The following is a 24,912-nucleotide window of genomic DNA, read 5'->3' as shown; positions in this document are numbered from 1 at the left end:
AATAAGTGCATTCTAATTTAAATTTTATATAATAACCTAAAACTCAGCAACTTTATTTATATAATAATACATGTAGATTTAAAATAAACTTAAAAACTTATAAATTATTATAGATTTGATAATTTGTTTTTATACTAAATTTATAAGAAGAGGGCGATAATATGAATTGGGAAGAAATATATAATCAATGGATGGTACAAAGAATAGATGACAAACCGATTATCAGTGAAAGATTAATTAAAAAATTCAGAAAAATAAATGAGCATAATCGTAATCTTTACCTTGAATATCATAATCATTTTTTTAAAAATAATAAATTAAAGTTAAGTTCATATAGAAATTATAGAAGCAAGATAGTTGATTTTTTAACTTATAGACCAATAATAAATAAAAAATTAGAGGATATAACTCAAGAAAATATTGATGATTATTTTTACAAATTTATAGATAGAGATAAAGCTACTTCATTTAATAATAGAGTTTCCTACATTAAAGATTTTTTCGATTTCCATAAAAGTAAACTAAAAATAAAATTAGAATTTAAAATTCGTTCAACTAAAAATGAAATTGATAATGATAAGGATAATCAGGCGGTTGCATTAAGAAGTGATCAAATAGAATTTTATAGGCAACAATATTATACTCAACCTGCAAAATTATTTCTATTTGAAATGGTTTATTATGACATAATGAATTTAAATGAGTTAAAAATGTTAAAGAAATATTCATTTGATAAAGAAAATAGAGAAATTATCTTAAAAAATAAAAAGATTAAAATTCCATCTCATTTAATTTCACTTGCAGAAAGATTACAAAAAGGATTTAATGTTGATGAGCTGATAAAAGAAATAAAAAAAGAGTTAAGAGAAAAAAATATGGTTGAAAATTTTAAATATATAGATATTACTAAGACTAGAGATTTTGCGTTCATAACATGCCCTGAGTGTGGTAAAAAGTATGAAGCTATAGCTGAAAATTGGTGTGTAAAACAATATTATAATGGCGGTAATCATTGGATTGTATGTAGAAAATGTGGTGATTTAGATGAAAGAAAATAATATAAAAGCGGTATCATTAATGGATTTTTTGCCAAAGTCGCAAATTAAAGGGTTTAAGCCTAGAATATTTGAGACCAAGAAATGTGCTATTAATAATAACTTTCAAAATAACAGTTTATATGAACATAAAGATAATGTTAACTTTCTTGAGAATGAGTTTCCAAGTGATAATTGGATTAAAGAAAATAAATTAAGAGGTAATGAAGGAGAAGAATTCGTAAAAAATTTATTAATTAAAATTTATGGTGAAAAAAATGTTAAAAAACAGCCAGATTATGCTGGTTATGATTTTCTTGTTAGAGTAGAAAAAAGTTTTAAAATGATAGAGGTTAAAACTACAATTGATGAAAAATATCCTTTTTTTATTAGTATAAATGAGCTAAAAAAAGCTATTGAGAATATGAACAATTACTTTATATATTGGGTTATTATAAAAGATACTGAAAAAACTAAAGTATATATATTAAATAATCCTGTAGATATTCTTAATCTTAATAAGAATTATATATTAAGATCATTAGATTCAAAAATGTATGAAATTACAACTGAAGAATTTAGAATAAAACTTAAAGATGATTTAATAAAAAACTTAGAATTACTCCTTTATTGATCAATCTAAAGTTATTATTGCTTAAAACATAAAAGTCGTCTAATTGATTTAGGCGGCCTTTTTTACGTGGGGGTGATTAAATTGATTGTCATGTATGCAGAGAAACCGGATATAGCCGAAAAGCTTGTAGCTATACTTGGTAAGTGCTTTATTAATGATATAGAGCTTACACTTGATATTCTTTTTAACTCTGAATTTAAGAAAAAACTAACTGCTTATGAAAATGAAAGAGGCTTTCTTAGGTGTGTATTTGAAGAAAAAGAATACTTAATCACATGGGGTTTTGGACATATGGCAGAGCTTAAGTCAGCTAAAGAATACAATCAAAAGTATAAGGTATGGAAAGAAGAAAACTTTCCTTTTGTTCCTGAACATTTTCAGATACGAATTAAAAAAGACTTGAATGTAAGAAAGCAGTTTCAAGTGATTAAAAAATTATTCAATGATACTAAAGCAGAAATGATTATTAATGCTACAGACAGTGACAGGGAAGGGCAGCTTATATTTGATTGGGTAAGAAGTTTAAGTAAAACGAAAAAGCCTTGTATGAGATTGTGGCTTAATTCTTATACAAAAGAAGAAGTTATTAATGCACTGCATGAGCTAAAAAGCAATGATAAATATATTAATCTTACTAGAGCTGCAAGATGTAGAAGCATAGCAGACTGGCTTGTCGGAATAAACCTCACTGCTGTAGGTACTCTTAAATATGGTACAAGTAAGAATATGTTTCCCATAGGAAGAGTTCAGACAGCAGTACTTTATATGATAGTTGAGAAAGAAATAGAAGTAAGGAAGTTTAAAAAAGAAACTTATTATGTTATTGAGGCTTTATGCAGGACCAAAGATAATAAAGAATTTGTTTCTACATGGTTTAATGAGGATGGTAATAAACTCTCTGATAAGGAAGAATCAGAGGAAATAGTTAAATCAGTTAAAGGCTTAAAAGGTAAAGTATTAGATTTTGCTGATAATGAAACTAAAAAAAGACCGCCACTTCTTTATGATCTTACAAGTTTACAGATGGATGCCAATATAAAGTATGGACTTACGGCAAAAGAAACTCTTAAAATAGCACAAAAACTTTATCAAGAGCAGCTGCTTACTTATCCAAGGACAGATTCAAGGTATCTTCCTAAATCTAAAAAGGTTGAAATTGAAAAGCTCATAAAGAGTTTACCTTGTGTATATAATGATTTAAAAAATAATGTGTTAACTCATTTAATACTGGAAAATAACAGAGTATTTGATGATAGTAAAGTGAATAGTCACTATGCTATTATACCAACTTATAAAATTGCTACAGAGGATTTAAACGAAAAAGAGATAATGGTATATGGTCTTGTTGCAAGAAGTATTTTAAAGGTTTTTATGGGTGATGCAGTATATAGCAACAAGAAGATCCTACTTGAAATTAGAGAGGAAACATTTGTTGCTAGAAGCAGGAAGCTTATAGAGGATGGATGGAGAAAGGCAGAAAAGAAGCTTGATAATATTGAATTTGATGATGAAGAGGAGAGTGATAATGAAGAAAATACGGCTAATATGTCCACTGATTTAGAGGTTAATGTGGATGATGAAATAGAAATAAGAGAAATTAATATAGTTCAAAAGACAAGTAGAGCACCGGCTAGATTTACAGAAAGAAGTATATTGAGGAACATGGAAACCTGCGGTAAGAAAGTGGTTAAAGAAGAACTTAGGGAAGCCTTAAGGGAGCATGGTATAGGTACTCCTGCAACTAGAGCTGATATTATAGAAAAGCTTATATCCAGTGATTATATAACTAGAAAAGATAGATATTTAATACCTACAGAAAAAGGTATAAAGCTTATTGAAAAACTTCCAATAGAAAAAATTAAATCCCCTGATTTTACTGGTGAATGGGAATATAAATTATCACTGGTGGAAAAAGGGAAACTTTCATCTGAAGATTTTTTTAAGGAAAGTATGAATGCAGCAGTAAGTATGACTGAAGAATTAAAAACCACTAAAAGAGAAATTATAGGTTGTAATATATTTGGGAAGTGTCCTGAATGTTCGGATGGTCAGATTATGGAAGGTAAAAAAGGATATGGATGTTCTAATTATGTTAATGGTTGTAAGTTTGTTATATGGAAGAATGCCTATGGTGCTAAAATTACTCCAAGTATAGCAAGAATATTATTGAATGGTGGAATTACAGGTAAGATAACATGCAGAAAAAAAGATGGCAGTACATACACTGCAAAATTAAAACTTATAAAAGAAAAAGATAATGAACACTATAAAGTAATTGCAATAAAAGCATAGAGAATAGAAAGGTTGGAGATAAAATGTATTATATAAATTCAAAACAAGAAAAGATACTTGAAAGCATCAATAAATTTGGCTGCATGACGTACGATCAGATAAAAAAACTTAATAAAATATCTGATTTAGACAAGCAGATTAAAACTCTTATAAGACAGAGAAAGTTAAAAGTAATACAGGATAACATTTATGTACCTATAGGCATTAGAGAAGTAAATAGAAAGATTCTTAAAGCCATTGATATATATATATATTTAATTAGTGCTGATAAAGAAATATCTATAGAATGGTGTACACTTAATAAGTTTCCATTTGAAATGTCGTTTTTCAGGAATGGTAAAGTTTTTGATGTGGCAGTTATAGAAAGTGGTGAGGAGCTTATATATTCGGCAGCAATAAATAGAAGTACCGCTGAAAGAATAATAATTGTTATAGATAATGAGGATCAGATTGAAAAAATAAAAATAAATGAAAAAGTAAAGTACTGCACAGTAAAAGATGGTGCGGTTATTTTTTTATAAATTAAAAGATAGGAGACGAAAGAACATGGCATTTTTTAGATACAGTGATTCGGAAATAATAGATAAGATGCCCCATATTGGGGATGTTGTAGTTAAAAATAGGGGAGAAGTTAAAGATAACTTTTTAATAATAAAAGAATATGAATGTTTCTTTTTAGGAGTTGCACAAAGACTTGGATTTAGGGAATGTTTCAGTAAGGCAAGTTTTGCACTTTCTGAATTTAAAATAGAAAGAAAGGAGATGCTCATAAATGCAAATGCATGAAAAACATAATTATAAACTACTATTATATGTATTTCCATTGTATTTTATAGCATGTATATATTTATTAACCCCACTAGTTGTATTAAAGCAGCAGCTAAATAGAGCAGGAATAATGAATAGTTCTACAATTGATTTATCAGCAATAGGAGATATGTATAAAAATCCACTTGAAAGCTTCAGTATGATTATAAGTGACTGTACAGTACGTAAAGGCTTTTTATTGGGATTTTTACTGTTTACAATTATTCTTGTTATACTGTATTTCTTATTTAGAAATATGGAAACAGGAGAGGAGCAGAATGGTGTAAATTATTTAAAAGATAATGGAACGCAGGGAACCGCTAACTGGATGGATAATGAAAAAACAAAAAAGGTACTCGGTGTTGGAACTGAAAATGGTATGGTATTTGGAACTATAAAAGACGGTATTAAAAATAAAATGGTTACTCTGCCGCCGGACACTTTCTTTAATAAAAATATAGCTGTGTTTGGAGCTTCTGGCAGCATGAAAAGTAGAAGCTTTGTAAGACCTAATATAATGCAGATAGCTGAACTTGGTGAGTCTATGATTTTAACAGATCCTAAGGCTGAAATTTTTGAATCCATGTCTCAGTTTTTAAAGGATAAAGGTTACAATGTTAAAGCTTTAAACTTAGTCAATATGGTAAATTCCGATAGATGGAATCCATTAAATGAAATAACAGACGATATTTCAGCTCAAAGTTTTGCCGAAACTGTTATGGCAAATACAAAAGCACCGGGAGCAAGACAGGATGAATTCTGGGACAAAACAGAAATGAATTTACTTAAAGCTTTAGTTCTATATGTAGTTAAGGAAAATCCAGAGGAAGAGAGAAATTTATCGGCAGTTTATTCAATGCTTGCTTTAAATGATCCTTCAACCATAGATGCAGTATTTAGAGCTTTACCTCCATCACATGCAGCTAAAATGCCGTACAATATATATTCACAGGCTAGTGAGAATGTAAGAACAGGAGTTGTCATAGGTCTTGGCTCAAAGCTTCAGGTATTTCAAAATAAATTAGTGCAGGATTTAACTTCTACAAGTGATATTGATTTAACGATGCCTAAAAAAGAAAAGTGTGCATACTTCTGCATAACCTCTGATATGGAATCAACATTTGATTTTATAGCAGGGTTATTTTTTTCGTTCCTTTTTATAAAGCTTGTTAAATATGCTGATTATGAAGTGAAGGAAGGGCAGAAAGATGTATATTTCATATTAGACGAGTTCCCTAATATCGGTGCTATTCCTGATTTTACAAAGAAAATATCAACTATGCGTTCAAGGGGAATTTCAAGCTGTGTAATATTTCAGAATATAGCACAATTACAAAATAGGTATCCTAACAACGGCTGGTCCGAAATTATAGGGAACTGTGACAGCAGATTATTTTTAGGAGCTACGGACATAATTACAGCAGAGTTTGTATCAAAGCTTTTAGGTACTGCTACGGTAAATGATGTTAGTTTAAGTAAATCAGCAGGTTTTGAGGGTATGATTGATTTTGGAAAAATAACTAATAGAGCTGTTAAGCGAAATCTCATGAATCCAGATGAAATATTAAGACTTCCTAACGAAAAGGAAATACTTATTTTAAGAGGTCAGAAACCCTTAATACTAGACAAGATGGATTACACAAAGCACAGGCTTTCAAAGTTTATGAGACCTATAAAGGTAAGTGATTATAAACCAGACTGGACACAGGAGTATTTTAATGAAACTAATAAAAAATCACTGGCAAAGGAAGTTAAAGATAAGACCAGTGAAAGTAGTAATAATTTAGAAAATAGTAATTCTGCTGCTAAAGAATTTCAAGTAAAAGAAAGTAAAAATACAAAGCATTCATTTAGTAATAGCAAAAGTAGTTCAAATATCAAAAATACTAAAAATAAGACAACTAGAAAATCTGATTTCTGGTAGATGTGATTTATTAAATACAAATATTAATGTCCCTTATTTAAGGGATTATTTTTATATAGAAAAATAAAATATTAAAATTTTAAGGAGATGTTTTTTATGTTAACAAATATTAATCCAAAAGCTTATGATATTATGGCATCACGTCAGAGTAGAAAGATACTTACAGGAACTTTATCAGCTGTGGAGACTTTTAAAAATGCAGATGGAAAAGAAATTGATTGTGCTGTGGTTTTCTATGATGTATTTAAGGTACTTATACCTTTAAAACATATGAGCATATCAAGGGAAGATAAAAAGATTGTAAGAAGTATGATAGGTGCAGAAATTGATTTTATAGTCAAAGAAATTGATGAAAAAAATAAGGTTGCAGCTGCATCACGAACTGAAGCTATGGAGCTTAGAAAATCACTGGAATTAAAAAAGCATAAGGTAGGAGATAAAATTTCTGTAAGAATTACATCAGTTGGCAGGGATAACTGTCGTGTTGACTGCTATGGATTAGAAACTAAGGTACCTATAGATGAAATAGACTACGGATATATAGATGATATAAGTAAATTTGTTAGGATAGGTACAAAGGTACAGGCTGTTATAAAAGAACTTGATTTAGAAAAGGATAAAATAAAGGTTTCAATTAAGGAAGCAAAGGAAGATCCATATGAGCAGCTGATAAAATCAATAACTAAAGGTGGAGAATATTTAGGAATAGTTACAGGTATTCAGGAATACGGAGTATTCTTTAACATTAGAAAAGGCGTAGACTGTCTTTGTCCTTTCCCTAACTGGACAAACTTTACTCCCAATATCGGTGAAAAATATGTAGTTAGAATTAAAAATATTGATTATAAAGAAAGAAAAATTGATGCCAATATAATAAGAACTATATAATAATATAGAATTAGCCAGGTAATATTAAGTAACTGATTACCTGGCACTCTTATGTAGAAATAAAGAGACAAATAAATAGAAATTTTAATAATTCAGAAGAGTAACATTATCTTTTTTACCATGGTATATCAGGAAAATATGATAATAGTGATGAACCAGTATTTAGAGATATAGTTATAACTACAAATAAAACTAAAATTAATAATGATAAAAGTGTCTTATGTCTTTTAAAAAACATAGTTATCACATCCTTTTTAATGAAAGTCTTTTTTTAAAAGCATATAGTTCTTTGAGCGATTGTATATCTTCTGTATCTAAATAAAATTCTATTAACTTATCTTCAAGAGGTTCAATTACTTTCCCTATTTTTCCTGAAAGTATAAAAAATTCATTTTTTATGGTTATAACTTTTCTATTATCTTTTGAAAACTTGCATGTATCCATTAGATTTAATAGTATATCTTTTACTAGAGAATTACGGTTAAGTTTTTTGGCATAGGTTAAGGCTGTACAATAAAAATTTTCAGCTTTTTCTGTTTCATTTAATCGTTTATATATTTTTCCTATTTCAAAGTATGTATCAGGTAAATATTTACTATCATGAGTTAAGTTGTTTATGGTTTCATCTATAGTATTTAAAACTTTTTTTGCTTCTATGTTGTTATTAATATCTATGTAATTATATGTTAAGTTAATTAATGCTACTAGATAACTTTGATAATTAGTTTTATTTATATTTGCAAGTATATAATTGTTTAGTTCTAAACTTTTTTCATATTCATGCATTTCTCCAAAGCAACAAGCTTCTTGATTTAGTACGGAGTAGTATTTTTCAATATTTATTTCTTTTACTATATTTTCAATTTTAATAAATCTTTTAAGTGCTATAGAGTAATTTTTTAACTTGATATAGCAAAGAGCACTGTTGTAAATAAATATGCAATAATAATCTTTACTCATATTTTTAAAATTTTTTATTGCAAAATTACAACATTTTATATTATCTTCATACTTATCCATATAAAAGTATATCATTGATAATTTTCTTAAAATTGATACAAAATTATCAGTATAGTTATTTATATCAATTAAAGTTCTAGCTTTTTCATAGTATAATAAACTTTTTTCAAGGTTGTTTATAGCACAATAATAATCGCCTGCCAATTCAAAGATAGAAATTTTTTTATCTTTAATATCCCAATTTATCAAAAAACTTTCTACTTCGGATAACTTATTGTCAAATGCATTATCTTTATATATGCTTAAATCCTTAAGTTCTTTTATGTATTTATCAAGTATTTTATTAGCCTGAGATTTTTCATCTTCCATTAAGTATTCTATATCTTCATCAACAGAAATATGTCTTTTATCACAAATTATCTTTAAGTTTTTTAATATAATTTCAGCAGCATTTTTAGTCAAATTTGCTTTATCATGTTCTATTTGACTTATAAGATTTCTAGTTATTTCTTTACCTGATATGTCTTCCTGATTTACATTATATTTTTCTCTTAAGTTTTTAAGTTTTGTACCAATAGACAGTATCTCATAACTTCCCATACTTAAAACTCCCCACCTATAAGTAATTTTTATTACTTACATCATACCACTAATTGGTTAATATGTTAACAATTTTATGTAAATATTGAAAAATCACATTTAATATAGAAAGTAATGGATCTATTGATTCAGTAATAATGTTACAAAAATCAGCTTACAAATGTAGCAGCTACTACGTGGAACAAATTATAAGATGAAAGATGTTGGGATTACAAGAGGAAATATGACTATTTTATTTAAAATGAAATTTTGGGATGGCTGGGAAATGAAGGAATTGATTATAAATCAAATTGTGATATCTATATTAGTAGTTGTTGAAGGATAATAGAAACTTATTTTATATTAAAACAAGTAATATTTGAAATATAATACAAGTAAAATAAGTATTAATTCGTCTTTATTAGGAGGATATTATAATTATATGTTGAATATATTGTTTTATGGTGTAAAATTTTACAGCTAATATATTTAATTGTATAAAGAGGTGAATGCTAAATGTGTAAATCAACTGATGTTAGTGGTTCTATAGCAGGCTATTATTACCAAATCTTATTAGCATGTAAAGAGTTGACATCTAATATAGATGAAATAAAGGAAATAGGTATTGAAACTGGTGCGGATGTAAGAGTAATCAAATACAAAAATGAAAAACAGTCAATTGAAGCCAAATTCCATAAGTTAAATATTGGTATGTATAATAAAGATATTATCAAAACGATTTACAATTTTTATAGATATTCATCAGATGATAGTAAGTTAACTTTATCTACAAATGTAACATCTACTAAAAAAGATAGGGATTTTTTTAGAAAATGGATAAATGGCGGATTAGATGAAAAGCAGAAAATAATTTATATAAAAAAATGTATTTTAAGACACTGTAAATCAAATGTTAATTCATTTAGTAGTTATTATGAAAAGTATAAAAAGAGTATTAATGATAAGTACAATATAAAAAATGGCAAGGAACCATATTATATAAACAAGTTAGAAGAAGCTATATTTAAAGATAATTTTGATATGAAATTATACAAAAAATATGCATATGTAGATGAAAATGTTGATTACAATGAATTTGCAACAAAATTAAATTTTGAATTTAGAAATGATTATAGCAAACCGGATTCAATATTAAAATTAAAAAAAGAAATTACATTAAATTTACAAAACATATGTACTAAAATTGGAAAAAATGTAGAAGAAAATGATTATATAAAAATAGTTAATCTAATGATAGATAAATTTTTAGGAATTATTGTTGAAAATTCTGCTTTGGAGGAAAATCCAAAGTTTGAAAATATGAAAAAATTTTCCACTGATAAATTAATTGAATGCATTAATACATATAAAGAAGAACAACTCCAATGGCTTAATAATAATAAGATAAAAAATATAATAGATCAAATTAATGAAGATGAAATAATATTTAATGAATTGATTAATGAAAATCCTAATCTAAGTAAAAAAGAAGAATTAATTCAAAATCATAATTTGATAAAACAAGAATTTTTAAGAAAAATTACTGATAAAAACTTTTGTGAAAATTTTACGAAAATGTATGCACTATCATATAAAAAATTTTCAAACGATATTATTAATAAATTAATGTTTCACTTGACAGTTATATCTGTTTATGAAAATAAAAAAGTAGAAGATATAAATTTTTTACAATGTAATAAAACAATTGAAAATATAGATATTAAAGGAACTATAAAATATATGTATAAGGTGTGCCCATGTCAATATAGAAATATTTCAACTGATTTGGAAAAGTTAATGCATGATCTTAAGGAAGAGTACGGAAACTCGTATATAAATAAATTGAGTAGGAATTCAATAGTCGTATTTAATGGCGAGTTTAGTCGTAAAGGTAAACCATGTGAAAAAAAGGCAAAGGATTCTTTTAAATTTTTAGACAATATAGCTGGAGCTGATAAAGACATGATTTATAAAACGCAAACCATATATAGAAACATTGATTATAGATGCGACAATTGTGTCGTTGTGGATGATGATGAGGATATAATAAAGGATAACTTGAATATGTTTTTTAATTGTAAGGAGGAAAAAAATAAAAATGGAGTATATAAAGAATGAGTTAAATAAAAAAGGGATAAAATTTAAAGAAGTTGAGATAGGGGACGAATTATTATATATTGTTATATACTATAATGGAAGAATATTTTTTATTAAAAACTTGAATGGATTGTATCCAGATTCTTTATTAGATGATAGCATTTTTATATCGGATTATGTTTCTTCTGAAAAAATTGAAAAACAATTGAATGACAAAGATAAAAAAAATATTTTTAGTGACATAAATTTGATGGCTATATTATGGGAGTTGTATATAGTTGGAATTCATTTGTTAGATGATAAAAATACTAAGTATAGGCAGGAAGAAATAAGTAAAGTAGAAAAGGATAAATTTATAGCTAGAAAAATAATAATAGAGAATTCGGATAAGACTAAAATTATACAAGAGTTAATAGATATTCTTGAACCATCTAAAAAATTAGAAGAAATTATCACAGTTAATGAAGAATTATCGCCACAGGGCATTTGGAATAATATATCCAAAATAGATGATATAAACTCTATAAAAATTAAAAATGTAAATGATTTAAATAGTTTAGAGAAATACTTGGACAAGGTAAAAACAAATGTAGATGAATTAAATAAGAAGCTAGATGGAGGTGAGTATTTTGAGAATTAAGGAGGTATGGATTAAAAATTTCAGAGGATATGGTGAAAATCCAAATGATTTAGAAGGTTTTTATAAATTCAAAGATTTGAATAATAAGTTGATACTATTAAGTGGTTATAATGGATTTGGCAAAACTAGTTTTTTTGATGCTATTGAGTGGGGGATGACTGATAGGTTAAGTAGAATACAAGATTTAAAAGATATTGTTAAGACAACAAATTTAAAGAAAAGTAATTATTTGAAATTTCATAATAAAACACCAAAGGATAATAATCGTATAGTTGAAGTTGCTATTTATTTTGAAGATGGAAGTATGATAAGAAGGAGTTCAAAGTATGATTCAATTGATAAAAGTGGATACAAATCTAATTTGACAGAAGATAGTGTAAATACGAAGGAATTGAAAAAAATTTTACTTAATTATAATGATAATAATTTGTCAGATATATTTGATATTAATTTTTTAAGCCAAGAGAATATAAATGCAATATTAAGAGCTAAAGATCCATTACAAAGAACAGAAGAATTTTTAAAACTTTTAGGTCTAAAAACCATTAAAAATATTGTAGATAAGTCTCAAATAAAAAATTTGTCCATTGTTGTAAATAAAATGAGCAAAGAATTAGAAAATATAGATACAAAGAAAAAGAAGCTAGATGATATATTTAGTTCTAATGGATGGGGAAACTTTGAACAATATAAAATAAAAGTTAAGAAAGTTATTATTGAGATTAGCAATGTTCAAAAAAATCATGTGTATATAGACAAACAAATAGTACAAGAAGACAAATTTGAGTCGTATGATATAGGTGACTTTATAGATGAAGTAAACAATTGTACTGTAAAATTAGATAAATTTAAAGGTGAAAATATTAAATGTGATAAAAGGTTAGAACTACTAATTAATAAGTTTTTAATAGAAAAAATATTGAATTTAAATTTATATATTAAAAATGTTATGTTTCTACAAGAAAATAATATTAATGACTTAATGAAATCTAGTTATAACAATAGAATTAATTATTATAACAGTAATCTAAAAAAATTAAGAGAAGATCTTGAGAAAGTTACAGTATGTAGCATTGAATGGGAAAATGTTAAAAAAACAATGAAAAATAATAAAATATCTGATAAAACATTAGATGAAATTATAAATAAGTGTAAAACTACTTATAAATTTATAGCATTGTTTAAAAAATATTCAAATAGCTGTAATGATTTAGAAAAATTATTTGAATTGATAAAGTTAGGCAAGTGGCATAAAATTTTAAAAAGAAACAGAAAATATGTATGTAATATTAAGAATTTAAGTAATATTATTAAAGCTGAAGAAGAGAAAATAAAAGAAAGTTCAGAAATAAGTAAAAGGTATGAAAGTATACTATCTAATGTTAGACAATATGTATTGGATGAGAATTTAGAATACTGTCCTGTATGCTTTAATAATGATTTTTCAAAATTTAATAAAAAAAATGATAGTATGAATTATAATAAATTAAGTAATAAAGAAAAATTAGTATGTATAATAGATGATACAATAATTGGTTCAAATAAGGAAATTAAAACATTGCAGAATAACTTAGATAAGAAGAAAAATATATTAAAATATTTAAAAGGAAAATATAGTAAAGCAATAGTTGAAAAAGTGATAAATAAATATAAAGTAATAAATGATTTGTATAATGTACTATTTGATCAGGTAACATCAAATTTGCAAAAAATTATAGAGTGTAATGATAAACATGTTAAGGTACTTAATAATCGTAATAGTAAAATAAGTGAATCAATAGATAATTACAAAAGAATTTATAAGAAAGTGTTTAATAAAGAATTTAGTGATTTTAATGAACAGGAGATAAAAAAAATAGATATTGCAAAAAGTAAAATTATACTTGGGAGGATGAAAAAAAATTATGGCGAAAAATATAAGATATATGACATTACAATTGATGCGCTAATAGAAAAGTTAAATAGTATAAAAAAATCATTAGAGCAATCTGATGAGGAAAATAATATGTCTATTTTAAAGAAAAAGATTAATGAATTAGATGGAATTATAAATATATTGAATAAAATAGTACCATATAAATTTAAGAAAGAAAATAGAGAATTGCTTGATGGATATATAAAATACTCTAAAAAAGAAAATATCTTAAAAGAGGACTTTAATAAATTTGATCAATGTAAAAAAGATATTGAAATAATTAGTACTAATGCAATTGAATATCAAAGAACAATGATAGAAAAAAGATTAAATAGTAATCAATTAATTCAATTTATATATGAAAAGATTAACCCTCATCCCTTTTTTAGAAGAATAGGAATTGATTATAGGGATGCAAAGGGTGGAGGCAAATGGATAAATATAATGGACAAAGATGGTGAAAACATATTCTTAGATCATATTTTTAGTTTAGCACAACTTAATACCTTATCATTAAGCATATTTTTGGGACTTTCCCTTAATCAAAGGATTAGTAAATTAAATCAGTTTTTTTTGGATGATCCAATACAAAGTATGGACGATATAAATATTTTGTCATTTATAGATTTATTGAGAGCTATATTAGATTCTAAAAAAATCGATTCGAATATTGTCTTATCTACTCATGATAGTAATTTTGCTCAATTATTGGCTATTAAAATGAGAGGAAGAAAAATTAAAACTTTTGAATTTATTGGTTATGGAGATGAGGGACCTGAAATAAGAATCCAATAAATAAATTATTAATAAAAAATATTAAAGTTAAGTATGCCTTGTATTGACAAAAAAGTATAACTTAAAAAAGTACTTGCTTTTTAGGTGATTTTTTTCTGTTATTAATTTGTTCTGATTTTGAAAACGTGATATTTTATAGATAATATATCTATTCTTAAAAAACGTACTTATATTTTTATAAACTATTTAAAATCTAATATTTTTAATAGTTTATGTATAATAAAAGCACGGGGTATTAACGGGTGACACATCGTATTAAAATATATAGATTGAGTGGGAGTTGTAGCATAAATACAAGTTATTCAAATTAGAAAAACAAGAGTATGGCAAAAAAAGATTTGCCATACTAAAAATGAAAACCCCATTTTTACATAGTTTAATTGTATTTTTATAATAAACCTGTAAGTCAAGTAATACCAATGCTTACAAGACCTTTATTTTAATTGAAAACCATTTATTTTTATGATTGATTTTTAATACAGAATTCAGCTTATAGATTTAATTATAATAGGTATGTTAACAATTTGAACATTTTGCATCTGTAGCATTGAAAATTACTAATTTAGACAGTTATAAAGAAATTATTTGCTTTTGAGTATTCATTAAAAAATTCAAATTTTCTATCCAATCCTTATTAGTAAATTACATACGGCTTACAAAAGGATAGAAGGAAGCATAAATATTAAAAAAATTTAGAAATTAAATTAAAAAAAGTTACTCTTAAAAGAAGAAAATAAAGTAGGATGAAGAGTGCTGGGTAATATTAATATTGCCCAGCACTTTTTTTGTGTGAAATAATCAGAATTTTTTGCCACTATCAGCAATAATTTAAATAATAATGGTATAATTGGATATGAAGTAATTAAGTATAATAATTAGATTTTATTATATTAATATAAATATATTAGGTGGTGATTAATTTTGGATAAAGATGAAACCTATTATAGAAATATAACAGCGGCAGCAGCTCTTCTTCATGATTTAGGTAAATTTATAAGGAGAGCCAAAGAGGACAGAAAAAGTTGGACTCATTGGGAATTTTCCTACAAATATATAAATAAATATTTTAAAGGTTTTAGCTGTATAGATGATGAAATGTTAGATGCAATAGCAAGTATAGCAGCATTACATCATTATGATTCTAAGCAGTATAAGAAAATAAAGGGATACAAGGATGAAAAAAGAAAAGATGAATTAATAGAGATTGAAGATTTTTATGAAGATACAGTAAAGAAAGATAAAAATTATAAATGCATACTTAATAAGGTGATAATAGGCGACATACAATCAAGCTGTGAAAGAAAAATACATAAATATAAATATAGTGAAATGAGAGAGTGGAATTCTGATTGTAAGTATAAAGGTAATTATAAATCAAAAAATAATATTGCATATAATGGAACAGAAGAAAGTCCGATTAAAAATATATTTACAACTTTAAATAATATCTTGAATGATAATGAAAACCAAAAAAAATATAATAAATATATGTACTTTGAACCTAATTCTCTTCTTGAAATGGGATATAGAGAAATTTATTTAAGAGATAAAAAGGAAACTATTATTCCTAAAATCAAAGAAGATTTAGATGGATTTAAAAGTGATTTAGAAATTATTAAGGGGTTTAAAAAGCTTAAAATTGAAGATTGCATAAATTCATGGAATTTTCTATTAAAAAAATATACATCTTTTATATGTTCAAGTAAGTGGGAAACAATTAAGGATATATCACTGTACAATCATTCTCAAACAACTGCGGCTATAGCAGTATCAACACCACTAAAGAAGGACGAAGAGTTCTATGCTGTCCACGGAAAAATTTATGATATTCAAAAGTACATATATAATGGGATAAATTCCAATATAGAAAAGCCTATGAAAAGAATATATGTAAGATCATTTTTAATTTCTTTAATAAATATATTAATTCCCAATATACTTGTTAGAGAACTTGGTCTATATACATTTAATATATTGTTTTGCGGCGGTGGTACTTTTACAATTATTATGCCTAATGATGAAGAACATATAGATATGGCAAGAGGTTTAATGAACAAGCTTACAAAAAAAATAGAAGATATATTTGAAAATAAAATCTTTATAGAATATGAAATAGGAGAAATTAAAGTTAAGTTAAAAAGCGATAGAATGTACTATGAAAAATGCTTCAAACCAATAAGTACTAGACTGTATGAGAAAAAGTATAACAGAAATATTAAAAATTTAGTATATGATGACTCTAAACAATATGAAAAATGTAAAAATTGCAATATAAATTATAAATTAAATGAAGAGAACAGTAAAGAATGTGGGATTTGCAGTATTGAAGATAAGTGGATAAAAGATGGATTTAATATAGAAAAATTATGTATAGATTATAACAAGGTTTCTATAGAGGATATAGCTGATCCAGATAAATTTATGATTGGAAATATTGAAGATGAAACGCCTATAATATGTTTTAGTCAACAGGAGGCTGAAAAATTAAAAACTAAATATCCTATAGTTGATGTATATGATATAGGTAAAACATATGTGAAAAAAAGTTATGAAAAATGCAAAAACTGTTTAGGAAAAGATATATGTGATGGGCCTATTACTGAAGATAAGATTTCAAATGAATTTTACAGTTTGGATTGTTTTGCTAACAAAAGTGAAAATGATAAAATAGTTGCTACAGCGAAAATTGATGTGGATGATTTTGAATTTTTACTTTATTTTGTATACCCAAGACAGATTTTCAACGAGATATATAATTTTTCAATTTCGAGACTTGCAAATACATCTATGCTATTTAATTTGTTTTTTGCTATGCAGCTAAAAAAGCTTATTGAAGAAAAATTCAAGGATAAGGTTATGATATTGTATGCTGGTGGCGATGATATTATGTTTACAGGGAACTGGGAAAGTGTTGTGGAAGCAGTTGAAGCCATAAAAAAAGAATTTAGAAAGTATACTAATGCTGAGAATACTGGAAGCGACAATGTAACTATTACATCATCAATAAAATTTCATAATTCTAAAAGACCATTTAACTTAATTGCTTACGATATTGAAAAACAACTCACTGAAGCTAAAGATAATGGTAAAAATTGTGTTAATTTGAACGGAAAATTATTAACATATGAGAAACTGGAAGAAGTAATAAAAGTAAGTGATATTTTAAAAGGATATGTTGAAAAAGAATATATAACTAGGGCAATTTTGTACAAATTAAATGAAATACTTAAAATGTGTTCGTCTGAGGATGAAATAGATAGAATGCGTTCAAGATCTATTTATCATTATCTAATAGAAAGTGAAATTGAAGGAAACAAAAATCTTACAGGAGAAATTAAAAACAAAGTTAAAAAGCAGCTGGATACTTTAGTAGAACCAAGGCAAGGTGAAAATGAATATACAAAGGAAAAATTAATTATAGAATTTGCCATAAGAAAAACTAGAAGAAGGGGTGAAGTCAATGATAAAAGGATATAAAAAAGGCATTGGGAGAAATGTTAATAAAGAATTATATAATATAATAGATATACTCAGTGGAGAAAATGGAAGCTTTTTAAGAGAAAATGGTAAGATAAATATGGATATTGTTAATAATATTGAAAAAGCTGCAAGTAACTTAAGTTATAAAAGGGTTACAGGGACAAGCATCAGAAATATTTACAATGCTTTTAAGAATATTGAAATGAAAATTAATCAAAATTATTTGAATTTAGATGATTTAAATAATGAAGAAAATTTAGAAGAAGTTATTAACAGTAAATTAAATGAAAGTTTTTTAAGTAACAAACCTATAATAAAACTTCTGAATAGTAAAATTAATTATTTAATAGCACGAAAGGTGTCAAATACTAGAGATTACGATATTAAGAAAGCTTATTATGGACTGTATGAATTTATAGAAACTTCAATAAATGTGATTTGTTCACCTAAAAATGATGTTAGAGAATTCACAGCATTTTTAAAAGTGTTTGAAGCTATGTATGGTTATCTTGATAAGGGAGTGGAAAAATAATGGAAGAGTATAAATTGAAACTAACTAATATTATTACTTTGACAACAACCATGAGAGTGCTTACAGGACTTAGAATAGGTGGCAGCAATGAAGAACTGAATATTGGAGATATAGATAATCCTATACTTAGAGATCCGTTAACTAAAGAACCATATATACCAGGTTCAAGTATTAAGGGATCATTAAGGAGCATTTTGGAGATTGTAAGAGGAGTAAATGATATAAATAATGGTGTTTGCAATTGTGGAAAATGTGATATTTGCAAACTTTTTGGAACTGCTTATAATGGTAGAATTAGTAGTATAAAGGGAACTCCAGCTAGACTCATATTTAGAGATGCTAAATTAAATAATAAAAGCAGAGTACTTCTAAGAAAATTTAATCCTTCAATGGTAGAGATAAAAAAAGAAAACACTATTAACAGAATAACAGGAGGGGCAATTCCAAGAACTCTTGATAGAATTCCAGCAGGTACAGAATTTTCAATAGAAATGCAGCTTAAAATTTTTGAAGGCGATAATAAAGATAAATACATAGATTATATAAATAGTGGATTTAAACTTCTTGAGTACAATTATATCGGAGGTTCTGGAAGTAGGGGATATGGTAAGGTTAAATTTGATGAGCTAAAATATGATGAAGATAAGTGCTTAGACATAATAAAAAGATTAAATGAGATAGAAGAAAAATCTAAAGAGGAAAACAGCAAAAATGATTTATAAGGCTGAATTTACAGCGGAAAATTTAAAATCAAGATTAATATCCCCTGCTATATTTGGAAACATTGCCAAGGTGTTTTATGATATATTGCCATATGAAAAAGCAAATGAATTAGTTAAAAAACTTGGAAAAACTTTAATTAGCGATATGATTGGTGGTAAAAAGTTAGAAGATGCTATAACTAAGGTGAAGGAAGATAAAAAGAAATTATATTTAGATGAATTGTATGGAAAAAGTTCTGATGAAATGAAAAAAATAGATAAAAATCATAGAAATTTTACAGAAGATTTAAAGGAAAAGAGAAGTGTATTTAGAGACTATAAAATTGCAACAAGAAATCTTCAAATTGATAGTGGAATCAAAACAGCTAGACTTAGGAGCAGCATAAATAGATTTAATGGAAAAGCTGAAGATGGAAAATTGTTTTGTAGTGAAGAAAACAAGTACAGTCAAGAAGATATATTTTGTATTTATATAAAATGTGATGATCTTAAAATTATGGGTTATATTGAACTTGCCTTTGATATAATTGAGAAGGTAGGAATTGGTACAGATACGTCTATAGGGAATGGTGTTATAAGATTTATAAGAAATAATGATAAGATATTTGAAGAGACTGAGGATATAAGGTTATATAAAAACGGAAATAAGGCTTTAAATATTGCATCTACAATAATAACTTCGGAGTTAATAGATAAAGATTATAAATTTGTTGATTATATAGTTAAAAGGTATGATTCTAAAACTCCTAATATGGTAAAACCATTTTATCACTATATTGAGGCTGGAAGTACACTTGAAGAAAAGGCAGAACCTATTGGAAATATAATAAGTGATATTAATGGAATAAAGACATATTCATGTGTATTTCCAATAGAAATTTAGGGGGTGTACTTTATGAGTGAAATTAAACCTAATTTAAAAGAAGTTAATTTAACTATAGAAGCATTATCTGGAATATGTGTTGGCGGCGGTGAAAATGAAAAGTATTCCAGTGATGAATATGTTAATGATAAAGGAAAAATATATTTTTTAAATTTAATGGATATACATGATTTAGTTCAAAAAGGTAAACTTACGGATAATTTGGCTTGTAAACTATATGGAAGTGGTAATTTAAATGGAATATTTAAAGGTGAAATACCAGAGGAAATTAAAAGTGTAGAATTGAAAGGAAATTACGAAAACAACCTTGAAATATATAGATTTGCATACAACAAAAAATTAACGGAGACTGGCATAGTAGAAGTAAAAACAATTATGGGAAGTACTATTAAAGGTCTCATAAGGCACGGATTTGAAATTTATAATGTAGAAAATGTTAAATATGATTTTAGAAGAAATACTAAGGATAATAAACTTTTAATTAAGGGCTTAAAAAGTATTAATAATAAAGAGGAAAAAACTTCTTTAAGAAAATTTCCTAAGGGTGGTTTTGCTTTAAGGAGTTATAAATGTAAAGATGAATTTAAATACAGCGTGGATAAGAATTTCACTGATATCATATTTAGAAATTCGATCTTTTCAGATTGTGAATTAATTTCAGGAGATTTTGTAATTGAAAAAGTAGAAAGTTTTAGCAGAACAACAGATGCATTTGTAATTCCTGCTTATTATGAAATAGCTGAAGAGGGCAGCGTCTTTAAATGCAAAGTTCAAAATAAAAACATTTTTAATGGTAAAAAAGAAGGTAATTTAAGCGTTATACAGGTGTGGTATGATGATAAAACTTTTATAGAGCTTTCAATGGAATCTCTTAAAAAATACTATTCAAGAGTTATTGATTTAGAGGAGGAATATTATAAAATTCCTTATGATGATGGTAGAATTAAAAGTTTTTATATTAAATTAAGAGAAGAAAATGATAAGCCCAATCAGTTTGTATGTAAACTAGGATATAGTGGTGCTGTTAGTAAAACACTTATGGGATATGAAAGTGAAAATAAGGATGCTTTATTACCATATAATTTAAAATATATGTCCAGCAGTAAACTTCCATTTGGATGGGTTAAAATTAAATTAGGAGAAAAATTATGAGAATAAAAGTACGTATGACAGTGGATAAAGATATAATATTTCCGATAGCATATAGTCATCTTATACAAAAACTTATTTATAATATTTTAGAAGATAACTATTCATCAAGACTTCATGATGGTGGTTATAAATATAAAAATAAAAAATTTAAGCTATTTAATTATTCTAAAATGATGATAGAAAATAAAACCATTGAAAAGGGAAAAATAATAATACATAAGGGGAGAGTGGAACTTACAATTTCAAGTATAGATGAAATTTTTATTATGAAAATAATTGATGCACTTTTAAGTATAAAAAGACTTGAATTTAATGAGGGTACATTTAATATTGATTCTATATATTCAAAGAAGCAGCTTAATAGTGGTAAAATTAAAGTGCTTACAATATCTCCGGTAGTAGTTACTAAGCCTGGCAATTTTGAAAAGACTGAATTTTATACTCCTGATGATAGGGAATTTATTGAGAGTTTAAAGAATAATATTATTTCAAAATACAATGCCTTTTATAAAAAAGCCTATAGCGGTAGATTTAACATAAGTATATCTGATAGAAGTAAAGTAAGAAAGAAAATAGACAAGTATAAAAATTGGATATACGAAGGATATCTGAGCGGTTTTGTAATAGAGGGTGAAAATGATATAGTGAATTTAGCATACAGTACTGGTCTTGGAAGTAAAAATTCTCAAGGTTTTGGATGTGTAGAACTTTTCCGTGATGTAAATAATCTCAGGGACTATAGAAGAATATACTAATATATTTTGCAGTGAATCTATTTTTTTCAAAAATACAGTTTAAGCCTTGAGAATTAAGGCTTTGAATGGTACTTTTAGAAAATCAAAAAAACACTACTATAGGTTCACTGCAAAAAGTATTGATTTATTGTGATTATTAAAATGGTAAAGGCTTATAAATAGCCTATTAGAAGAAATTGTGATTTTGGGGTTTATAGTTCTTATTAAAGAAGTGAAAAACTTTAAGATGTTCTGTTTCATTTGCTAATTTTTCTAGGTTTATAGTTCTTATTAAAGAAGTGAAATAAATCTTTTTTTGAATACATCTCATCAAATATACTCGTTTATAGTTCTTATAGAAGATGTTAAATTTATGCATAAGTATAAACTTAAAAATAGAGGTGATAAAAGCGAAAAAAAGTATATAAGAATAGTAGAGATATTACTATAGGTTCACTGCAAAAAGTATTGATTTATCATGATTATTAAAACGGTAAAGGCTTATAAATAGCCTATTAGAAGAAATTATGATTTTGAGGTTTATAGCTCTTATAGAAGAAGTGAAACTGACTATCATAAGGCTTGATTTGAAAATTGCTTTCACGTTTATAGCTCTTATAGAAGAAGTGAAATGTGCCACCTCGACCTTTTATGGCGAATATTCTTTTGGTTTATAGTTCCTATATAAGAATTGAAACTTTAATTTTTCTAAATTTGAAACATGTCCTAATTTGGTTTATAGTTCTTATTAAAGAAGTGAAACCTTGATTTTCTTTTACCCATCATAACCACCTCTATCGTTTATAATTCTTATGGAAGAAGTGAAACATCTTTTTGACTAACTTTTGAAGTTCATCACATTCAGTTTATAGTTCTTACGGAAGAAGTGAAACGTCCATATTAGCACCTCACAATATTAGTGAGTTTAAGTCTATAGTTCTTATTAAAGAAGTGAAACTGTAGTTGCATAAGAAGGTTACTATAGTATATAATAAGTTTATAGTTCTTATTAAAGAAGTGAAACGCTTGCATACATGCTTCGCTCCATGAACCAAACAAGTTTATAGTTCTTATAGAAGAAGTTAAGTTTATGCATAAGTATAAACTTAAAAATAGAAGTGATAAAAACAAAAAAATAGTGTATAAGAATAGTAGAGACATTTTTAGTCTTTGCTATTTTTTTATTGGCAACAATTTTTTAGGTCAATCAAGACTAACAAACTGTGTATAGGCAAATTCTGCTTATATGCAGTTTTTTTTATATTTAAAATTAAAAATTTGAAAGGTGGAAGATTTTTATGGAAAACAGAATTGAGAAACTAAGACAGGAACTTTATGTACTTATTAAAGATAATAAATTAACAGACAGTAGTGTGATAATGAAATCACAGGAACTCCAAAACGAGATAAACAATTTTATGAAAGAAGAATTAGAGGTGAAAGCTTCATGAGGGGATATATTAACAAAAAATCTGTATGTTTACAGTATAAGAATTACATTGTTATCTATAGAGATAACATAATGATTGTAGGTATACCCATAGATAGATTTATTGTTTGCTTTAAAAGAATAAAGAAAGTGTTTATTAATTTAAATGAAACTTTAAATGCTATGGAATTAGAGCTAAGAGAAAGAAGAAAGTGTTAGATTACATGTCTAGCACTTTTATTTTACATATAAGAAATTGAAGGGAGCTGTATTCAATGTATGATATAAATAAAATAAAAAATATTCCATGTGAAGAAATAGCTTTGAGATGTAATATTACTTTAAAAAAAATTGTGGGGAAAATTGAGAGAAGAAAAGACTGCTTCTTTCAACATAAGTTTAGAAAAAAATCTTTGGTACGACTTTGGAATATCAAAAGGTGGAAGCGACATAGATCTTATAATGGAAATAGAACATTGTGATGAAAAGGAAGCAATAAAAAAATAGCTGAAATGTTTGGAATAAGAAATGAGAAAAGTACAATTAAATGGAACAGAATAACGGATAATCAATACAGGCAATTAGTAATTCAACCAGAGAGGGCAACTATGAATTTTAATATAGAAGGAAAAAAATTTATAATGTCAAAGTTTGATAAATTATTGAAAAAGATAAAAACCTATTTGGTGATAGAAGGTTTGAAGAATTAAAAAAGGTGCTTGAAGTCTATGGATATATTGGAAAACTGTCGAAGTCAGAGAGCAGTCATTGGACATTTAGAAAAAGCGGTAAATAGCCAATAATAATCCTTTATAAAGTACCAGTTAAAATTACATATATTAAATTGGTAAAGGATATAGTAGAATCGGAAGAGGTTAAAATTAATGATTAGTATAAAGAGTATTTTAGGAAGATTTTATATGAAGGATTTAAATTATTACATGAATCTTAATTATAAAATTGAAATAAAGGAAGATAGAGAATAAATAGAGAATAAGATGAATATGTTTTACAGTATCATGAATTAAAGGGATGTGTAACACGTGCTGACACAATAGAAAATGAAATTAAACTTTTAAAAGATGATAGAATAAACTGGCTTAAAGCTGCTATTGAAGAAAAAATTGAAATTCATGAACCACTTAATGAAGAAGATTTTTCAGGAAAAATTAAATTAAGATTACCAAAATCTCTTCATAAGTACTTAATAGAAAAATCAAAAGCAGAGGGAATAAGTATGAACCAATATTGTGTTTATGCTTTAAGTAAAACTTTAGTGAATAAATAATTAGCGAAATAATAATTAAATATTTGAATTAGAACTGTTTGTATATTGGTGTACTTCCATTTCAAAAAGACCGTGAAAAGCAATAAAATTTTTGTATTGTCAGACATATTAGGTTGGCGATATTTTT

General features: G+C 26.1%; 24 protein-coding genes. 22 read left to right on the top strand and 2 right to left on the bottom strand.

Going from position 1 to position 24,912, the window contains the following annotated elements; genetic code table 11:
- The first annotated feature begins 161 nt into the window (after positions 1-161).
- From BEE63_RS00250 to BEE63_RS00220, 7 genes are all read left to right on the top strand, one after another.
- Positions 162-1,058, top strand: a complete 897-nt coding sequence (locus tag BEE63_RS00250) for a site-specific integrase (RefSeq protein ID WP_066019468.1) — start codon at positions 162-164, stop codon at positions 1,056-1,058.
- Positions 1,045-1,668, top strand: coding sequence for a DUF3883 domain-containing protein (locus tag BEE63_RS00245; protein ID WP_066019467.1), 624 nt, complete (start codon positions 1,045-1,047; stop codon positions 1,666-1,668). The genes BEE63_RS00250 and BEE63_RS00245 overlap by 14 nt, the downstream gene beginning before the upstream one ends.
- Before the next feature lie 90 nt (positions 1,669-1,758).
- Complete coding sequence (locus tag BEE63_RS00240; protein WP_242874891.1) at positions 1,759-3,960, top strand: type IA DNA topoisomerase; 2,202 nt, start codon at positions 1,759-1,761, stop codon at positions 3,958-3,960.
- 23 nt (positions 3,961-3,983) lie between these two features.
- Positions 3,984-4,481 (top strand): DUF5697 family protein, encoded by a 498-nt coding sequence (locus tag BEE63_RS00235; RefSeq protein ID WP_066019465.1) that lies wholly within the window; start codon positions 3,984-3,986, stop codon positions 4,479-4,481.
- 25 nt (positions 4,482-4,506) lie between these two features.
- Entirely contained in the window at positions 4,507-4,746 is a 240-nt protein-coding gene (locus tag BEE63_RS00230; RefSeq protein WP_066019464.1) for a hypothetical protein, read from the top strand.
- Positions 4,733-6,691 (top strand): VirD4-like conjugal transfer protein, CD1115 family, encoded by a 1,959-nt coding sequence (locus BEE63_RS00225; RefSeq protein WP_242874622.1) that lies wholly within the window; start codon positions 4,733-4,735, stop codon positions 6,689-6,691. Before BEE63_RS00230 ends, BEE63_RS00225 begins: the two co-directional genes overlap by 14 nt.
- Before the next feature lie 96 nt (positions 6,692-6,787).
- Positions 6,788-7,579 carry a S1 RNA-binding domain-containing protein gene (locus BEE63_RS00220; RefSeq protein ID WP_066019463.1) on the top strand — a complete coding sequence of 264 codons (792 nt, stop codon included), beginning with the start codon at positions 6,788-6,790 and terminating at the stop codon, positions 7,577-7,579.
- 115 nt (positions 7,580-7,694) lie between these two features.
- Here BEE63_RS00220 and BEE63_RS22225 read toward each other — a convergent pair whose 3' ends face one another.
- Both BEE63_RS22225 and BEE63_RS00215 read right to left on the bottom strand, forming a co-directional pair.
- Positions 7,695-7,817: a hypothetical protein gene (locus tag BEE63_RS22225; RefSeq protein ID WP_278286394.1), complete on the bottom strand. Its 123-nt coding sequence runs from the start codon at positions 7,815-7,817 to the stop codon at positions 7,695-7,697.
- Positions 7,818-7,822: 5 nt separating this feature from the next.
- Positions 7,823-9,139 (bottom strand): helix-turn-helix domain-containing protein, encoded by a 1,317-nt coding sequence (locus tag BEE63_RS00215; RefSeq protein WP_066019462.1) that lies wholly within the window; start codon positions 9,137-9,139, stop codon positions 7,823-7,825.
- Positions 9,140-9,332: 193 nt separating this feature from the next.
- On the opposite strand from BEE63_RS00215, the gene BEE63_RS22220 reads away from it, so the two are divergent.
- The 15 genes from BEE63_RS22220 to BEE63_RS22390 all read left to right on the top strand — a co-directional run bounded on the left by BEE63_RS22220 (position 9,333) and on the right by BEE63_RS22390 (position 24,785).
- Positions 9,333-9,464 carry a hypothetical protein gene (locus tag BEE63_RS22220; protein ID WP_278286393.1) on the top strand — a complete coding sequence of 44 codons (132 nt, stop codon included), beginning with the start codon at positions 9,333-9,335 and terminating at the stop codon, positions 9,462-9,464.
- Positions 9,465-9,634: 170 nt separating this feature from the next.
- Complete coding sequence (locus tag BEE63_RS00210; protein WP_066019461.1) at positions 9,635-11,236, top strand: hypothetical protein; 1,602 nt, start codon at positions 9,635-9,637, stop codon at positions 11,234-11,236.
- Complete coding sequence (locus tag BEE63_RS00205) at positions 11,217-11,855, top strand: hypothetical protein (RefSeq protein WP_066019460.1); 639 nt, start codon at positions 11,217-11,219, stop codon at positions 11,853-11,855. Before BEE63_RS00210 ends, BEE63_RS00205 begins: the two co-directional genes overlap by 20 nt.
- Positions 11,845-14,565, top strand: coding sequence for an AAA family ATPase (locus BEE63_RS00200; RefSeq protein ID WP_066019459.1), 2,721 nt, complete (start codon positions 11,845-11,847; stop codon positions 14,563-14,565). The genes BEE63_RS00205 and BEE63_RS00200 overlap by 11 nt, the downstream gene beginning before the upstream one ends.
- A 921-nt stretch (positions 14,566-15,486) precedes the next feature.
- Positions 15,487-18,042, top strand: a complete 2,556-nt coding sequence (cas10, locus tag BEE63_RS00195; protein ID WP_066019458.1) for a type III-A CRISPR-associated protein Cas10/Csm1 — start codon at positions 15,487-15,489, stop codon at positions 18,040-18,042.
- Entirely contained in the window at positions 18,026-18,577 is a 552-nt protein-coding gene (csm2, locus tag BEE63_RS00190) for a type III-A CRISPR-associated protein Csm2 (protein WP_066019457.1), read from the top strand. Before cas10 ends, csm2 begins: the two co-directional genes overlap by 17 nt.
- Positions 18,577-19,299, top strand: a complete 723-nt coding sequence (csm3, locus tag BEE63_RS00185; RefSeq protein WP_066019456.1) for a type III-A CRISPR-associated RAMP protein Csm3 — start codon at positions 18,577-18,579, stop codon at positions 19,297-19,299. Before csm2 ends, csm3 begins: the two co-directional genes overlap by 1 nt.
- The gene (locus BEE63_RS00180; protein ID WP_066019455.1) at positions 19,289-20,182 is read left to right on the top strand and encodes a hypothetical protein; all 894 of its coding nucleotides are present in this window, start codon (positions 19,289-19,291) and stop codon (positions 20,180-20,182) included. The genes csm3 and BEE63_RS00180 overlap by 11 nt, the downstream gene beginning before the upstream one ends.
- 12 nt (positions 20,183-20,194) lie before the next feature.
- Positions 20,195-21,334: a hypothetical protein gene (locus tag BEE63_RS00175; protein WP_066019454.1), complete on the top strand. Its 1,140-nt coding sequence runs from the start codon at positions 20,195-20,197 to the stop codon at positions 21,332-21,334.
- The gene (cas6, locus tag BEE63_RS00170) at positions 21,331-22,089 is read left to right on the top strand and encodes a CRISPR-associated endoribonuclease Cas6 (RefSeq protein ID WP_066019453.1); all 759 of its coding nucleotides are present in this window, start codon (positions 21,331-21,333) and stop codon (positions 22,087-22,089) included. Before BEE63_RS00175 ends, cas6 begins: the two co-directional genes overlap by 4 nt.
- Positions 22,090-23,366: 1,277 nt before the next feature.
- Entirely contained in the window at positions 23,367-23,519 is a 153-nt protein-coding gene (locus BEE63_RS21065; protein WP_081312414.1) for an aspartyl-phosphate phosphatase Spo0E family protein, read from the top strand.
- A complete protein-coding gene (locus BEE63_RS00165) occupies positions 23,516-23,716 on the top strand; it encodes a hypothetical protein (RefSeq protein WP_066019452.1) in 201 nt (66 codons plus the stop codon). The genes BEE63_RS21065 and BEE63_RS00165 overlap by 4 nt, the downstream gene beginning before the upstream one ends.
- Before the next feature lie 132 nt (positions 23,717-23,848).
- Positions 23,849-24,004: a CHC2 zinc finger domain-containing protein gene (locus BEE63_RS21060; protein WP_081312413.1), complete on the top strand. Its 156-nt coding sequence runs from the start codon at positions 23,849-23,851 to the stop codon at positions 24,002-24,004.
- A gap of 5 nt (positions 24,005-24,009) precedes the next feature.
- Positions 24,010-24,207, top strand: a complete 198-nt coding sequence (locus BEE63_RS22395) for a hypothetical protein (RefSeq protein WP_066019451.1) — start codon at positions 24,010-24,012, stop codon at positions 24,205-24,207.
- A 344-nt stretch (positions 24,208-24,551) separates the two neighbouring features.
- The gene (locus tag BEE63_RS22390; protein WP_347464705.1) at positions 24,552-24,785 is read left to right on the top strand and encodes a toxin-antitoxin system HicB family antitoxin; all 234 of its coding nucleotides are present in this window, start codon (positions 24,552-24,554) and stop codon (positions 24,783-24,785) included.
- Positions 24,786-24,912 lie beyond the last annotated feature (127 nt).

This window comes from Clostridium pasteurianum, from assembly GCF_001705235.1.
GTDB classification, from domain to species: domain Bacteria; phylum Bacillota; class Clostridia; order Clostridiales; family Clostridiaceae; genus Clostridium_S; species Clostridium_S pasteurianum_A.
Note: the sequence above shows the minus strand (reverse complement) of the source record. Positions and strands in the feature narration are given on the sequence as shown.